The organism is Myxococcus sp. MxC21-1 (assembly GCF_032612255.1).
Lineage (GTDB): Bacteria > Myxococcota > Myxococcia > Myxococcales > Myxococcaceae > Myxococcus > Myxococcus virescens.
The window spans coordinates 7,861,200-7,874,153 of sequence record NZ_CP123278.1 but is presented as its reverse complement, the minus strand read 5'-3'; the positions used below and the strand labels follow the sequence as shown (position 1 = coordinate 7,874,153).

General features: G+C 69.7%; 13 protein-coding genes, 1 pseudogene and 1 riboswitch. Of the genes and pseudogenes, 6 read left to right on the top strand and 8 right to left on the bottom strand.

Annotated elements, in window-relative coordinates; translation table 11 throughout:
* Nucleotides 1–18 precede the first annotated feature (18 nt).
* Both fabZ and QEG98_RS35135 read right to left on the bottom strand, forming a co-directional pair.
* Nucleotides 19–501: a 3-hydroxyacyl-ACP dehydratase FabZ gene (fabZ, locus tag QEG98_RS35140; RefSeq protein WP_316564418.1), complete on the bottom strand. Its 483-nt coding sequence runs from the start codon at nt 499–501 to the stop codon at nt 19–21.
* The gene (locus tag QEG98_RS35135; protein ID WP_316564417.1) at nt 494–874 is read right to left on the bottom strand and encodes a phosphopantetheine-binding protein; all 381 of its coding nucleotides are present in this window, start codon (nt 872–874) and stop codon (nt 494–496) included. The genes fabZ and QEG98_RS35135 overlap by 8 nt, the downstream gene beginning before the upstream one ends.
* 118 nt (nt 875–992) lie before the next feature.
* On the opposite strand from QEG98_RS35135, the gene QEG98_RS35130 reads away from it, so the two are divergent.
* Nucleotides 993–1,601 (top strand): hypothetical protein, encoded by a 609-nt coding sequence (locus tag QEG98_RS35130; protein ID WP_316564416.1) that lies wholly within the window; start codon nt 993–995, stop codon nt 1,599–1,601.
* A gap of 63 nt (nt 1,602–1,664) precedes the next feature.
* Here the strand turns inward: QEG98_RS35130 and QEG98_RS35125 are convergent, their stop codons facing one another.
* Together QEG98_RS35125 and QEG98_RS35120 are read right to left on the bottom strand one after the other, a co-directional pair.
* Complete coding sequence (locus QEG98_RS35125) at nt 1,665–2,120, bottom strand: acyl-CoA thioesterase (RefSeq protein ID WP_316564415.1); 456 nt, start codon at nt 2,118–2,120, stop codon at nt 1,665–1,667.
* 546 nt (nt 2,121–2,666) lie between these two features.
* Nucleotides 2,667–2,878, bottom strand: a riboswitch (cobalamin riboswitch).
* 469 nt (nt 2,879–3,347) lie between these two features.
* Nucleotides 3,348–3,518 (bottom strand): hypothetical protein, encoded by a 171-nt coding sequence (locus QEG98_RS35120; RefSeq protein WP_316564414.1) that lies wholly within the window; start codon nt 3,516–3,518, stop codon nt 3,348–3,350.
* 84 nt (nt 3,519–3,602) lie between these two features.
* Between QEG98_RS35120 and QEG98_RS35115 the strand changes: the two genes are divergently transcribed.
* Nucleotides 3,603–4,214 carry a DUF1501 domain-containing protein gene (locus QEG98_RS35115; RefSeq protein WP_316564413.1) on the top strand — a complete coding sequence of 204 codons (612 nt, stop codon included), beginning with the start codon at nt 3,603–3,605 and terminating at the stop codon, nt 4,212–4,214.
* Nucleotides 4,215–4,342: 128 nt separating this feature from the next.
* Here QEG98_RS35115 and QEG98_RS35110 read toward each other — a convergent pair whose 3' ends face one another.
* The 3 genes from QEG98_RS35110 to QEG98_RS35100 form a co-directional block, all read right to left on the bottom strand.
* Nucleotides 4,343–4,585, bottom strand: coding sequence for a mersacidin/lichenicidin family type 2 lantibiotic (locus QEG98_RS35110; protein ID WP_174257142.1), 243 nt, complete (start codon nt 4,583–4,585; stop codon nt 4,343–4,345).
* An 85-nt stretch (nt 4,586–4,670) separates the two neighbouring features.
* Nucleotides 4,671–5,486, bottom strand: coding sequence for a lanthionine synthetase LanC family protein (locus QEG98_RS35105; protein WP_316564412.1), 816 nt, complete (start codon nt 5,484–5,486; stop codon nt 4,671–4,673).
* The gene (locus QEG98_RS35100; RefSeq protein WP_316564411.1) at nt 5,411–7,867 is read right to left on the bottom strand and encodes a type 2 lanthipeptide synthetase LanM family protein; all 2,457 of its coding nucleotides are present in this window, start codon (nt 7,865–7,867) and stop codon (nt 5,411–5,413) included. The genes QEG98_RS35105 and QEG98_RS35100 overlap by 76 nt, the downstream gene beginning before the upstream one ends.
* A gap of 203 nt (nt 7,868–8,070) precedes the next feature.
* Here QEG98_RS35100 and QEG98_RS35095 point away from each other — a divergent pair, with 203 nt between their 5' ends.
* The 4 genes and pseudogenes from QEG98_RS35095 to QEG98_RS35080 all read left to right on the top strand — a co-directional run bounded on the left by QEG98_RS35095 (nt 8,071) and on the right by QEG98_RS35080 (nt 11,694).
* Entirely contained in the window at nt 8,071–8,880 is an 810-nt protein-coding gene (locus QEG98_RS35095; protein ID WP_090488568.1) for an alpha/beta hydrolase, read from the top strand.
* Nucleotides 8,881–9,040: 160 nt separating this feature from the next.
* Entirely contained in the window at nt 9,041–9,925 is an 885-nt protein-coding gene (locus tag QEG98_RS35090) for an S-methyl-5'-thioadenosine phosphorylase (RefSeq protein WP_090488570.1), read from the top strand.
* Nucleotides 9,922–11,026, top strand: a pseudogene (mtnA, locus tag QEG98_RS35085) (S-methyl-5-thioribose-1-phosphate isomerase). Before QEG98_RS35090 ends, mtnA begins: the two are co-directional and overlap by 4 nt.
* Complete coding sequence (locus QEG98_RS35080) at nt 11,023–11,694, top strand: class II aldolase/adducin family protein (RefSeq protein ID WP_316564410.1); 672 nt, start codon at nt 11,023–11,025, stop codon at nt 11,692–11,694. Before mtnA ends, QEG98_RS35080 begins: the two are co-directional and overlap by 4 nt.
* Here QEG98_RS35080 and QEG98_RS35075 read toward each other — a convergent pair.
* On the bottom strand, nt 11,648–12,874 hold the full coding sequence (locus tag QEG98_RS35075; protein WP_316564409.1) for a metallophosphoesterase: 1,227 nt from the start codon (nt 12,872–12,874) through the stop codon (nt 11,648–11,650). The genes QEG98_RS35080 and QEG98_RS35075 overlap by 47 nt on opposite strands.
* Nucleotides 12,875–12,954 lie beyond the last annotated feature (80 nt).

Genomic DNA, 12,954 nt, shown 5'->3' with positions numbered 1-12,954 from the left:
GTGATGTGTTTCCTTGGGCTAGGAGCCCAGCATCAATTCGCCGTCGGCGACCAGTTCTTCACCCACGCGTGCTTCGACCTTCACGTGGTGGATGGTGCCGAGGCTCTTGAGGTGCGTGGCCCGGACACGGAGCTGGTCTCCCGGAACGACAGGGCGGCGGAAGCGCATCCGGTGGATGTTGGCCATCACGCCCGGCCGCGCTGGCTTCTGTGTCGCCGGCTCCACGGGCGCGAGGTCGGGGCGGCTCCTCGTGCGGAGCATGACGCCCGCCACCTGGGCCATGGATTCGACGATCAGCACGCCGGGCATGATGGGGTGCTCGGGAAAGTGCCCCTGGAAGAAAGGCTCGTTCGCCGTGACGCACTTGATTCCCTCGGCGAACACGCCGGGTTCCAAGCTGTCAATCCGGTCGACCATGAGCATCGGATAGCGATGCGGCAGGAGCTGGAGGAGTTCCTGGATACCGAGCCCGGCGGGCGTTGCTGCCTGCTGGCTAGGCACAGGCGGCCTTCTTCCCGCCTTCCGCGATGAGCCGGTTGACCAGCGCAGCGAGCGTGTCGATGGAGTGGAACTCCTTGGCGACGCTGTCATCCGCGATGACGACGCCCCACTTCTCCTCGATGCCGACCACGATTTCCAACGCCTCGACGCTGTCGAGTCCCAGTCCTCCCGCCTCACCTTCCTGCGAGTCACCGCCGAACAGTGGTGCCCCGTCCGGAATGCTCGCGGGGTCGATGTCCAGCCGCAGGCGGTCGACGATCATGGCCTTGAGGCCGCTCTTCACTTCCGTGTTGTCGGGGTGCATCCGCTTCTCCTGATGTTGAGAAACCAACGTATCGGAGCCCTCTGACATCGCCGGATAGGTTGGAGACATGGGCTGACGTGTTTGGTTTCTTGGGAGTCAGGATTGGCTCGGAGGCTGCGTGGGGGGCCGCTGCGTCCTCTGCTTCGCGGTTCGAACGCAAGACGTCGTGCGAGTCACGTCTCTCGACATGACTCCATTCACCCAGCCGTCCTGTCTCTTCACGCCGGCTTGTTCGCTGGCGCTGCTGCTCCTGCTCACTGCTTGTGGTGGGGATGAGCCGATCTGGAACCTCACCATGCGCGCCCGTCATGGCGAAGCATGGAAGGATTTCACGGAGTCCCCCGGCTCGCATTTCATCACTGAAGAGGGTGCGGGGAGCGCGGGGCTCAGAGGGATGTCCGTGTGCGGCTTCCATGGTGTGACGGACGTCGACGCCGACGGCACCCACCAATCCTGCATGGAGCTGCGATTCGACTCCACGGCCCTGGGCGCCGACCGCTCGGCGCTGACCATCGCGGGCACCGCCATCCCCCTGGCCTACGGTGCCGATGGATCCGCTGAGTTTACCGCGCAGGCGGGCCACGCCCCGGCAATCGTCTCGGCGTGGGCATGGACAATCTGTGACGAGATGCCGCGCTACATCGAGCAGACGCCTCAGCAGCTGCGTGGAGAGCTGGTGCTCGATGAACCTCCGAAGCTCAAGGGCCGTCTCTCGCTCCGGGCCGACGTCACGAGCGAGGGGCCCTGCCAGGGGGATGTCACCGAGCTCGAGCTGGTGTTCGACCTCGACCGCTGACGGCTGTCATTCGACCGGCAGCTCCTGGACCGGCTGCGCTGCGGCGGACGGGAGCCGCCAGCGTCACGGCGCGGGCGCGGCGTCCTCCAGCTCCGGCGTCGCCGGAGGCTGCAACGGCGGAACGCTCGTGGGCTTACCGTGGGCGTCGAGCGCGACGAGCACGAAGCGCCCCCGCGTCCCGAGCTGCCGGTCCCCCGTGAGCAGGTCCTCCGCGTAGAGGTCCACCTCCACCGTCATGGACGTGCGGCCCGTGGCGACGATGCGGGTCTCCAACTCCACGAGCTGGCCCTGCCGCACGGGGACGTGGAAGTCGACACGCTCGCTGCTGGCGGTGACGACGGTGCGCCGTGCGTAGCGCGAGGCCCCGATGAAGGCGGCCTTGTCCATGAGGGCCAGGGCCTGTCCGCCGAAGAGGGTGCCGTAGTGGTTCGTCTGCTCCGGGAAGACCATCTCGATGAGGCTGACCTCGGTGATGCGTCCCGCTTCGATGCGCTGCTTGGAGGAGGGCTCGGATGTCATGCAGGGTCCTGGGGTTCAGAGAGAAGGAAGGCGGCGGCCCGCCGAAGGTCGGCAGCTCGGTCCAGGGCGGGTCTGTCAGCAGTCCGCCATGGCGTGTCAGGACATCGGCGAGCGCGTCCAACGAGTCGATGACGCCCGATTCCGGGCCGGGGCCCGTGAGGCAGTAGCCCCGGTGCGGGGCGTGGCCTCCGTGTCGAGAAAGATGGGAAGCGCTCCGTTCGTGCGCCACAGGAGCCCAGCGGAAGCCCCAGGGCGATGCAGCCTCCATGGATATTGAATCGTCCGTCCTCCACGCAGCGCGGGCGACCGAGGTCGCCCGACAGGGCTCCCGCGTGGAAGAAGGGTTGTCGCGATGCACGCGTGTCGGCGCACACCAGGCCCCGGAGGAGCCCACGGACCGACCTTCGCCCCCACGGGCGACTGGACACACGAGCGGGGTTGGGTCGGAAAAGCCGAGGCGCGCGCGAAGACTGGCTGGAGGCTCCAGTGCTGCTCGGACCTTCCGGCCGTCCCACGCGGCTCCAGGTCGAAACCGTCCGTGGATTTCTCCCACGAGCGGATGCGGGCAGGTCTTCGGGCTCGTGAGCACTCCGGCCGGAGCCGGGTTCCTACTGTTCGTCGCTTCCCAGTGCCCAGGGGGAACCAGTGCGTGTGACGAGGTTCGTTCTCACTTACCGCTGCGGGGCAGCCCCGGATTCACACCGGGTTCCCTTTCAAGCCCGGGCCAAGGCCCCGGCACCCACATGGGGCGGTATGTACTGTCGGCGTTCTTGGACTGTCAAGGCGCGCGGACGCGCCGCGAGGGACGGCCGCTGGAGGTGTTGTGCGAGTTAACCTCTCGTTCGGAGCTCCAGACGCCATGACCGCACCGCTGACTCGCCGCCATCTGTTGCGCGCCCTGGGAGTGACGGGCGCGGGGCTTGTTTGGGCTCCGGGGTTCCTGGGACGGGCGCTCGCCGCAAGTCCATCGTCAGCCGCTCGCCGCACGCTGGTGACAGTCTTCCTGCGCGGAGGCGTGGACGGGCTCTCGCTGGTGCCGCCCATCGAAGATGCGGCGTACCACCGGGCGCGCCCTTCGCTGGCACTGCGGGCAACCGGGCCGGATGCCGCGCTGAAGCTGTCTGGACCGTTTGGTTTGCATCCGAGGCTCGATGCGCTGATGCCGCTGTGGCACGACGGCCGGCTGGCGGTGCTGCATGGCGTGGGATTGCCGCAGCCGGTCCGCTCTCACTTCGACGCGCAGGACTTCGTGGAGTCCGGAACACCCGGGCGCAAGTCGACGCCGGATGGCTGGCTCAACCGCGCGCTGGAGGAAGAGGAGGGCGCCGCGCTGCGCGCCGTGGCGCTGCAACCCACGCTGCCCCGAGCGTTGTTCGGAGACGCGGGGGCGGTGGCCATGGGGCGGCTGGAGGAGTTCCGGTTGCGAGGCGGACGCCGGGGGAGGAAGCCACCCGGGGCTTCAGTGCGCTCTATGCGGGCGCCGTGGACGAGGCGCTGCGGACGACGGGCCAGGGCGCATTCGAGGCGATGTCCCTGCTGGACGGGAACCGGCTGGCGGAGCTGCCTTCGCGCGCGGCGGTGGCGTATCCGAAGGGGCCGCTCGGGCAGCGGCTGCGGGACATCGCGCGGCTCATCCACGGAGAAGTGGGGCTGGAGGTGGCGGCGACGGAGTCGGGCGGCTGGGACACGCATGCGGCCCAGGGGGCCGCGACGGGCGCGTTCGCCAACCGCTGCCAGGAGTTGGGAAGCGCGCTGTCTGCCTTCGCCGTGGACCTGGGCCCTCGGCTGGAGCAGGTGACGGTGGTGGTGTTGACGGAGTTCGGCCGTACCGTGCGGGAGAACGGCAGTCGCGGAACGGACCACGGTGTGGGCAGCGCGATGCTGGTGCTGGGCGGCGGCGTGAAGGGCGGCAAGGTGTACGGACGCTTCGATTCGCTGGAGCCGGACCACTTGCAGGACGGGCGCGATGTGCCTGCATGGACGGACGTACGCGCGCCGTTGGCGGAAGTCCTGCGTGCCTGTAGGCCCGGTGTGGAGTTGGCGAGGGTGTTCCCTGGCTTCACGCCGCCTCCGTCACTGGGCTTGTTTGGATAGGCGCTGCGCTCAGCTTCTCGGTGGAGCAGGCGGGGGAGCGGCATTTCTCCGCCGCTCCCCCGAGCGGTCCACGTCCGTATTCACGTCGAGCCGCCACGGTTCTTCCACATCAGTTCACGTCCCTCCGCTCAGCGGCAGCAGGCGATGCGCCCGCAGTTCGTATAGAGACAGGTGAGCTCGTTGGGCGTGGGGGTGGCGGGGCAGGTGGCCTCGGCATCGCCGCCGGTGATGAACGCCAGCGTCGCATCCTCCAGCTCCATGACGGAGGCGGGGCTCGCCGGAAGCGCGGCGCGCTCCGCGTCGGAGAGGCTGTCGTAGTAGTCGGCGTCACGCCAGGCGCGGAGGATGTGGTTCTTGTCGCTGTGGCTCATGGTGCTGCTCCTCTTGGGTTGTTGGGGGACTGCCAACGGACCGCCAACCCTCGCGGTGCCGGAGTTCGTCGGGAACGAAGCCGCTTCACGAGACGGGAGGGGCCACGGAGAGCACGTCCGCCACCCGCTCCGGCGCCGCGAGCCGCAACAGGCCGTGGGCGATGCCCGCGAGCCCCACCATCAGCCCTGGCGTCTCGATGCTGTCGGGCAGGCCATGCAGATAGCCGTGCGACTCGATGCCCTGGAGGATGCCGCCCGCGAGCTGATAGGTGCGCCGCAGCAGCGTGTCATCCTGCAGTGCGCGCGCGGCCTCCAGCAGGAAGAGCACGTTGCCCAGGTCGCCATGACACAGGCCATGGTTGTAGCCGAGGCCTCCCGCGAGCGTGGCGCGGACCGCCGCGGCGATTTCCTCACGCACCCGGTGGTCATCGAGCAGCGGCAGTCCGGAGATGCGCGCCAACCCGATGCCGGGTGCGCCATTGCACCAGCCACACATGAAGGCGAGGCCATCACCGCCGTGCATCCCGGCGTCGGCGCGGAGGTCGGGCCAGTCGCCGGCCTGGGGCGAGAACCGGTCACGCTCATACGCCAGCGCCTCCAGCGCCGTGGTGTGGAAGCGGGACTCTCCCGTGGCGGAGGCCAGCCGCAGCAGCGCCAGCGCGATGCCCGCTCCTCCATGTGCGAGTCCGCACAGCGGCTGGCCGCCGGTCGCGGGTGAAAGCCAGCCCATGCCATGGGATTGGGGCGTGGCCGTCTGGAGCAGCTTCTCCCCACAGACTCGCGCGAGTCGTGACGCTCGCTCGGACGGATGCCGCGCCGCGAGCGTCAGCAGGCCGAGCAGGGCGCCCGCGCAGCCACTGCCCAGGTCCAGGTGCTCGTCCTGCTCCACGCGGGGAGCCATGGCGCCCACGAACGACTCGGCGGTCTCGAACAGCGCGCGCTCCCCCACAGTGCCCCCAGGTGGGTCAGGGCGTAGAGAATGCCGCCCCAGCCATTGAGGATGCCCACGCCACGGACCTGCGTTGGCGCGGCCTCCAGGCGCCAGGTCAGGTGGCGCAGTGCGCCTCGTGCCGCCTGCGTGAAGCGTGCTTCGCCCGTCAGGGCTCCGAGCTGCGCCAGCACCAGCGCGATGCCTGAGAGCCCCTGGTAGAAGTCCACTCCCACCTGGACGAGCCGCCACTCCTTCGTGTCGGACATCTCGAGCGACAGCCAGTGGGAATGGCCCGCGCCGGAGAACGACAGGGCCACCAATCGCTCTCCTACGCGTCGTGCAGCCGTCAGCAGCGCGTCTGGGTGCGCGGGCTCGGGCGGCTCGCGGAACGGATAGCGGGGGCGGTCGCCAGGGCTTGCCGCCAACCGGACCCGGCCGAGCGCGCTTCGCAGCAAGCCGAGCTGCCGCTCGTGGTCATCCGGCGACAGCCCCATCAAGCGCCGCCGCGCCCGCTCCAAGCCAGAGTCGTCGAAGAAGTCGGGCAGGTGGCGGCCCGCACCTGACCACAGGTCCTTCGAGCCGGGCAGGGCGGTGAAACGGGGGATGTCGCCGCGCTGCAATTCCTCCTGCTCCAAGGGGATGAGGGCCGCCAGGTACGGGCGCTCCTTCACGGCCAGCCAGAGGTGGTCGAAGAAACGCTGCCGGTCCAGCGCGTCCCCCATCGCATGAGGATGCATGCTCTCGTGCAGCAGGGCGTCGTAGCTGGCTGTGCCGCGAAAGAGCACTCGCACGGGCGCGTGCTCGAAAGCCGCGAGCGGCCCTCCAGGGGCGAGCAGCGCATCCCGGTGCGCGGCGAGTAGCCGGTACAGGGTAGAGAACCCCTGCGCGAGCGCGTCCGCTTGCACCGTCACGGAGACGTCCTGTCCTTCCATGCGAGGACGGTTCGCCGCGCCTGGAATCTCCATCCGCCGTCGCTCGAAGCGGAGCTGGTCCGTGCCGTGCGCTGTCGCCACCAGATAGCCCAGTGGTGTGAGCTGTCCCTCGCCAGCGCCCAGGGCGCTGACGTCCACCTCCGTGCCGTCTTTCGCGCGCCATGCGGGTTGGGGCAACAGCCCGCTCTTGAGCACCGTACCGTTCAGCACCGCACCGGGTTGCTTCTCCACGTCCCGGATGGATGCTGCGAGCGTGTGTGGATGGAAGAGTGTCTCCAGGTCCACCAGGACGGGGTGCTCGCCCACCGCGATGAGGTTCTCGTAATGGATGTCGGTGACGTCCAACGCGTAGAGCAGCGCGACGAGCGCGCCTTGCCGCAGATGGAAGCGCCGCACCTCCTCGGCTGACTGGCAGGGCGCGGCCTCCACGTACTCCATCCACCCGTAGCCCTCCGAGGAGAGGACCTCCACCGTGCGCAGCGGAGGCGTGAGGCCGCGCGCGTTCAGCCAGGAGAGGAGTTGTTGGAAGGCGGCCTCCGCCGTGAGCGGGCGCGGCTTGTACACGAGCCGCAGTCCCGAGGCGAAGCGGAGCAGGAAGACGGTGCGTCCACCTCGGTGCGGGTCTGACAGACCACCTTGGGCCTCCACCAGCGGGCCGGGAGGAACGCCGCCGTGGAAGCGGTGCCACAGCGCGGCGGCGTCCCGGGCCAGCCGCTGCATCAGCTCCACGCTCGTGGCTTCCCACGCGGTGACGTACTCCACGGCTTGTCGCGCGAGCACCGGGTAGCGGGCAAGGATGTCGAGCGCCACGTCGCGTCGCCGGAGGTGCTGGGCGAAGTCCTGGAAGCGCGCTTCGGGCGTGTCTCCCTGGAGTCGCCCTTCGAGCTGAGCGATGCGCAGCTCCACCGCGAGCGTCCGTCCCAGCAAGGGCATCAACATCCGCGGGAGCGGCGCGAGCAACATGCGGGCGGTGTGCTCTGGCTCGAACGGCGCTTCGGGCGTGTCACGCAGACAGGTGTCCAGGGCGGAGATGAGCCGTGCGTGTGCCGCATGGACGAGTGGTTCGACCAGACTGAGCAGGGCCACGCCCGGTGGCGTGGGCTCCGGCCAGGAGAAGGGCGGCGATATCTCCGACACGTAGGCCTGCTCGATGACACGTTGCCACGGCGGAGGCGCGCCCATGCGTGCATGCAGCGCCTCCGCTGGTTCTCCCAGGAGGGTGTGCAGTTCCGCTTCCGTCAGCCCCGAGGTACGCAGTCGCTCGGCCCAGAGTGCGTCCCGCGTGAGCGGTTCTTGTTTGCGCCAGCGTTCCAGCCTGCGCCGCGCGCGTGCCTCGTCCACCGCCTCCGGCGTGCCGCGCATCCGGAGCGATGGCAGCCGCTCTTCCAGGGCATGGCCCAGCACCCAATGAGACGTCACGCCTTCTCCAATCCAGGCAGCGGCCTGGGGTGTCCGAGTCGTCCTTCGGCGTGTCTGTGAGAGGGCTTCCAATCGCTATCGTTGCATTGCCGCCGGTTCGGATGCCAGGGGGCCTGGCCGGGTGGGGATGACAGGTTCTGCGCACCACCGGCGTGACGCCACTCGCCGTCGCACTGCGTTGCGAACTGCGGCACACTGGGCCGATGCTTCGGCTGCGCCGCATGCTCATCCTCATCCTGGCCACCTTCGGATCGCTCTACCTCGTGTTGTGTGTGGCGGTGTTCGCGCTGCAACGCTCCTTGCTCTACCCGGCTCCCAAGGGCACGCCGCCGCTGGCGGAAGGTGACGGCTTCAGCCGCCTCCCGTTGGAGGGCGGCCTGTTCGTGGACTTGTTCCACCTGCCGGCACCTCCGGGCGCGCCCACGGTGGTGCACTTCCACGGCAACGGGGAGGAGGTGTTGACGCAGATAGGTCTGGGCAACTTGATGCAAGCGCGGGGGCTGGGCTTCCTCACTGTCGAGTACCCGGGCTATGGCGCGTCACCGGGGCGTCCCACGGAGGAAGGCATCTACGCCGTGGCGGAAGCGGCGCTCGCCTGGCTGCGCGCGAAGGGGGTGAGCGCTGAGCAGACGGTGCTCAGTGGCCGCAGCCTGGGGACGGGCGTGGCGGTGGAGATGGCGCGGCGCGGGCACGGTTCGCGGGTCATGCTCGTGAGCCCGTACACGTCCATCCCGGACATCGGGGCCACGGCCTTTCCCTTCCTGCCGGTCCGCCTGTTGGCCCGGGACCGGTATGACACCGCGTCGAAGGCCGCCGCCGTGAAGCTCCCCGTGCTCATCATCCACGGCGAGGAGGACACCCTCATCCCCGTGGACATGGGGCGCCGGCTGGGCACGCTCTTCCCCCAGGCCGTCGTGGAGACAGTGGCGGGGGCGGGGCACAACGATGTCCTCGAAGACCCTGGAAAGGTCTACAGGCATCGGATGGCGTCATTCGCGTTGGGAGAACCCTGAGCGGCGGAGTCGGGTGGATTTGACGCTGACGGGGACCGGGCGCACGGCCCCATGCGCGCTTGGACAGGACCGCGCTCTGGCTTGCTCGAGGCCGCCGCGACTCCTACGCTCCCTGCCGCCGGCGCAGTCCTTGTGCCGGCGTCCACCGGGAGCCCGCCGCATGTCCAACCCCACCTCGCCCGTCATCGGCATCATTGGTGGCAGTGGCCTGTACCAGATGGATGGCTTGACGGACGTCGAATGGAAGAAGGTGACGTCCCCCTTCGGTGAGCCTTCGGACGAGCTGTGCTTCGGCACGCTCGGAGGGCACCGCGTCGTCTTCCTGCCGCGTCACGGGCGAGGCCACCGGCTGGCGCCGACGGACATCAACTTCCGCGCGAACATCGACGCGCTCAAACGCAGCGGGGTGACGGACCTGCTGTCGTTGTCCGCCGTGGGGGGCCTGCGCGAGGAATACCCACCGGGCACCTTCGTCGTCGTGGACCAGTTCATCGACCGGACCTTCGCCCGGGACAAGAGCTTCTTCGGCACGGGGCTGGTGGCGCACGTCTCCATGGCGAAGCCGGTGTGCTCGCGGCTGGGGGACGCGGTGATTTCCGCGTGCGAGGGCCTGGGCGTCGTCGCGCGCCGGGGCGGCACGTACCTGGCCATGGAGGGGCCGCAGTTCTCCTCCATCGCGGAGAGCCACCTGTACCGGAGCTGGGGCTGTGACGTCATCGGCATGACGAACATGCCGGAGGCCAAGCTCGCGAGGGAGGCGGAGCTCTGTTACGCGACGGTGGCCATGGTCACCGACTTCGACTGCTGGCATCCGGACCATGACGCCGTCACGGTGGACCAGGTCGTCTCCGTGCTGCTGGGCAATGCGGGCAAGGCGAAGGGGCTGGTGAAGAACGTGGTGCCGCTGCTCGGGTCGCATGCCGGTCCCTGTGCACAGGGCTGCCACAAGGCGCTGGACCACGCCATCATCACCGCGCCCCCGGCCTGGGACGCCGCCATGGTGGAGAAGCTGTCCGCGGTGGCGGGCCGGGTGCTGCGCCGATGAAGGTCCATGGCAAGCCGATGCGCTCCATCTGGCTGGCGCCGGACGCGCAGGCCGCGGAGGCCATTGACCAGACGCGGCTGCCCCACGCGCTCGTCACCGTGCGGCTGACGACGCTGGATGAAGCCGCTCATGCCATCCGGAGCATGCAGGTGCGCGGCGCGCCCTCATCGGTGCCACCGCGGCCTATGGCGTCTGGCTGGCTTTGCGCGCGGATGCCTCGGACGGCGCGTTGGAGCACGGGCTCGCGGTGCTGCGGGGCACGCGCCCCACCGCCGTGAATCTGCACTGGGCCCTGGATGACATGCGCCAGCTCCTGGCGCCGCTGCCTCCCGCGGAGCGGGTGGCTGCCGCGCTTCGCCGCGCGGAGGCCATCAGCGACGAGGACGTGGCCATCAACCGCGCCATCGGTGCGCACGGCCTGAAGCTCCTGGAGGACGCCTGGGCGCGCAAGGGGCGCCAGGGCCGCCTGGAGGTGCTCACGCACTGCAACGCCGGCTGGTTGGCCACGGTGGACTTCGGCACCGCGCTCTCGCCCATCTACCAGGCGCACGACGCGGGCATCCCCGTGCACGTCTGGGTGGACGAGACGCGCCCGCGCAACCAGGCGCGCAGCTCACGGCCTGGGAGCTGGGGCAGCACGGCGTCCCGCACACCGTCATCGCGGACAACGTGGGGGGCCACCTGATGCAGCACGGGCAGGTGGACCTGTGCATCGTCGGCACGGACCGCACCACGGCCCAGGGCGACGTGGCGAACAAGATTGGCACCTACCTCAAGGCACTCGCGGCGAAGGACAACGGCGTGCCCTTCTACGTGGCGCTGCCCTCGCCCACCATCGACTGGACGCTGCGGGACGGGGTGCGTGAGATTCCGATTGAACAGCGCGACGGCACGGAGCTGAGCGACGTCACCGGACGGCTGGCGTCGGGCGAGGTGGCCACGGTGCGGATTACGCCGGAGGGGAGCCCCGCGGCGAACTACGCCTTCGACGTGACGCCCGCGAGGCTGGTGACGGCGCTCATCACCGAGCGCGGCGTGTGCCCGGCTTCGCATGACGGGCTGCTGTCGCTCTTCCCGGAGCGGCGCGGGAGGGCGGAATGAGCGGTGCGTGTGAGCACCTCGCCCTGCGCGAGTCGATGATTGCCACCGCGCGGCGGATGAATGCGTCCGCGCTCAACCAGGGCACCTCCGGCAACCTGAGCGTGCGGGTGGAGGCCGGCTTCCTGCTGACGCCCACCGGCATGGACTACGACGCGCTGGTGCCGGAGGACCTGGTCCTCATGCGCTTCGACGGCAGCCACGAGGGTCGCCGGAGTCCGTCCTCGGAGTGGCAGCTCCACCGGGACATCCTGGCCGCCAGGCCGGAGGTAGGCGCGGTGCTGCATGCGCACTCCATGTTCTGCACCACGCTGGCGTGCCTGCACCGGGACATTCCCGCCTTCCACTACATGGTGTCCGCCGCGGGCGGCACGGACGTGCGCTGCGCGCCCTATGCCACGTTCGGCACGGCGGAGCTCGCGGCCCACGTGCTGGCCGCGCTGGAGGGGCGCAAGGCCTGCCTGATGGCGAACCACGGCATGGTGGCGGTGGGCAGGGACCTACCGGCGGCCTTCAAGCTGGCCGTCGAAGTGGAGACGCTGGCCGCCATGTACTGGCGGGCGCTCCAGGTGGGTGAACCGGTGCTGCTGGACGGCGCGGAGATGGCGCGCGTCCTGGAGAAGTTCAAGACGTACGGACAGCAGCCGACGCCCCCGTCGCGCGAAGCGTGAGGACCGTCACCTCTGTCGGCACGCCGATGCGGAAGGGCAGCCAGTGCCCCGTTCCGCCGGACACGTAGAGCTGGTGGTCGCCCTGGCGGTAGCGGCCCAGCATGTATTTGAAGGCGAACCAGAAGGCCGGGACGCCCAGGAAGGCCACCTGTCCGCCGTGGGTGTGGCCGGCCAGCGTCAGCCGGGCGCCGCGCTCGGCCGCGAGCGGGAAGAAGTCCGGATGGTGCGTCAGGCAGAGCACCACCTCTTCGGGCGCCACGTCGCGGAAGCCGGCTTCCGCGGACTGCTGCATGCGCTCCGCCTTCACGCGGTGACTGCGGCCGGACATGGGATAGTCCACGCCCACCACGCGCACGCGCTGGCCGGCGTGCTCGAAGGCATGGGACGTGTCCACCAGCAGGCGCACGGGGCCGCCTCGCGCCTCCACGTCGGCGTAGGCCTGGCGGATGGCCTCCAGGCCGCGCCAGTGCTCATGGTTGCCCAGGATGGCGAGCATGCCGTGGCGGGCCTTGCACTCCGACAGCGCCGCCATGGTGCCGTCGAGCTGGTCCAGGTCGTCGATGAGGTCCCCCGTCATCACCTGGAGGTCCACCTTGGCGTCGTTCATCGCCCGCACGGCGTCTTGCAGGTACTGGGTGTCGATGAACGTGCCGACGTGGACGTCCGTAATCTGGCCGATGCGGAACCCATCCATCGCCGGAGGCAGGCCGGGGAGGTGGATGTCGACCTCGCGGACGGAGAACTGCGTGTAGCCGTTGGCGAGCCCCACCGAGCTCGTCCCGGCCGCCAGCAGCGGCACCGCGCGGCCGGCGTTCGTCAGCAGGTTGCGGCGCGCCATGTTCACCGGCGGGGTGGGGTTGGCCTCGGGCGCGGTGAGGGGCGGCGCCCGACGGGCGGGCCGGTCCAGCCACTTGCGCAGCAGGAGGAAGGGCGCGCCGGCGAGGACAATCATGATGATGGCGACGGACCAGCCCACGGAGAAGACGCGCAGGGCCGCATCCCCCACGGGGAGCTGCGCGTGCCGTCCGGCCACCGCGGAGTAGAGCCACGCCACCAGGGACAGGAAGGTCCCCAGCGCGAAGACACCCAGGCGCCACTTTCGGAGCAGGCCGGGCCACAGCGACCGGAGCACGGCCCAGGCGCCGACGTTGAAGACGAGGAGGAACAGCAGCCTACCCATTGACGGTGCTCCCGTGGCGTGAAGGGGAACAGTCATAGCCGGGGCGGGCGACATGCGCCGCAGGAAGTGGCTGGGGCTTG

Excerpts from the sequence above, each read along its gene's own strand:
- QEG98_RS35135 (WP_316564417.1), bottom strand. The coding sequence starts at position 874 with ATGTCTCCAACCTATCCGGCGATGTCAGAGGGCTCCGATACGTTGGTT.
- QEG98_RS35090 (WP_090488570.1), top strand. The coding sequence starts at position 9,041 with ATGTCCAACCCCACCTCGCCCGTCATCGGCATCATTGGTGGCAGTGGC.
- QEG98_RS35075 (WP_316564409.1), bottom strand. The coding sequence starts at position 12,874 with ATGGGTAGGCTGCTGTTCCTCCTCGTCTTCAACGTCGGCGCCTGGGCC.
- QEG98_RS35110 (WP_174257142.1), bottom strand. The coding sequence starts at position 4,585 with ATGAGCCACAGCGACAAGAACCACATCCTCCGCGCCTGGCGTGACGCC.
- QEG98_RS35080 (WP_316564410.1), top strand. The coding sequence starts at position 11,023 with ATGAGCGGTGCGTGTGAGCACCTCGCCCTGCGCGAGTCGATGATTGCC.
- QEG98_RS35105 (WP_316564412.1), bottom strand. The coding sequence starts at position 5,486 with ATGGCTCCCCGCGTGGAGCAGGACGAGCACCTGGACCTGGGCAGTGGC.
- QEG98_RS35120 (WP_316564414.1), bottom strand. The coding sequence starts at position 3,518 with ATGGCCACCGCCCCCGCGTCTCCGAACAACGCTCGGGGCAGCGTGGGT.
- QEG98_RS35125 (WP_316564415.1), bottom strand. The coding sequence starts at position 2,120 with ATGACATCCGAGCCCTCCTCCAAGCAGCGCATCGAAGCGGGACGCATC.
- QEG98_RS35130 (WP_316564416.1), top strand. The coding sequence starts at position 993 with ATGACTCCATTCACCCAGCCGTCCTGTCTCTTCACGCCGGCTTGTTCG.
- QEG98_RS35095 (WP_090488568.1), top strand. The coding sequence starts at position 8,071 with ATGCTTCGGCTGCGCCGCATGCTCATCCTCATCCTGGCCACCTTCGGA.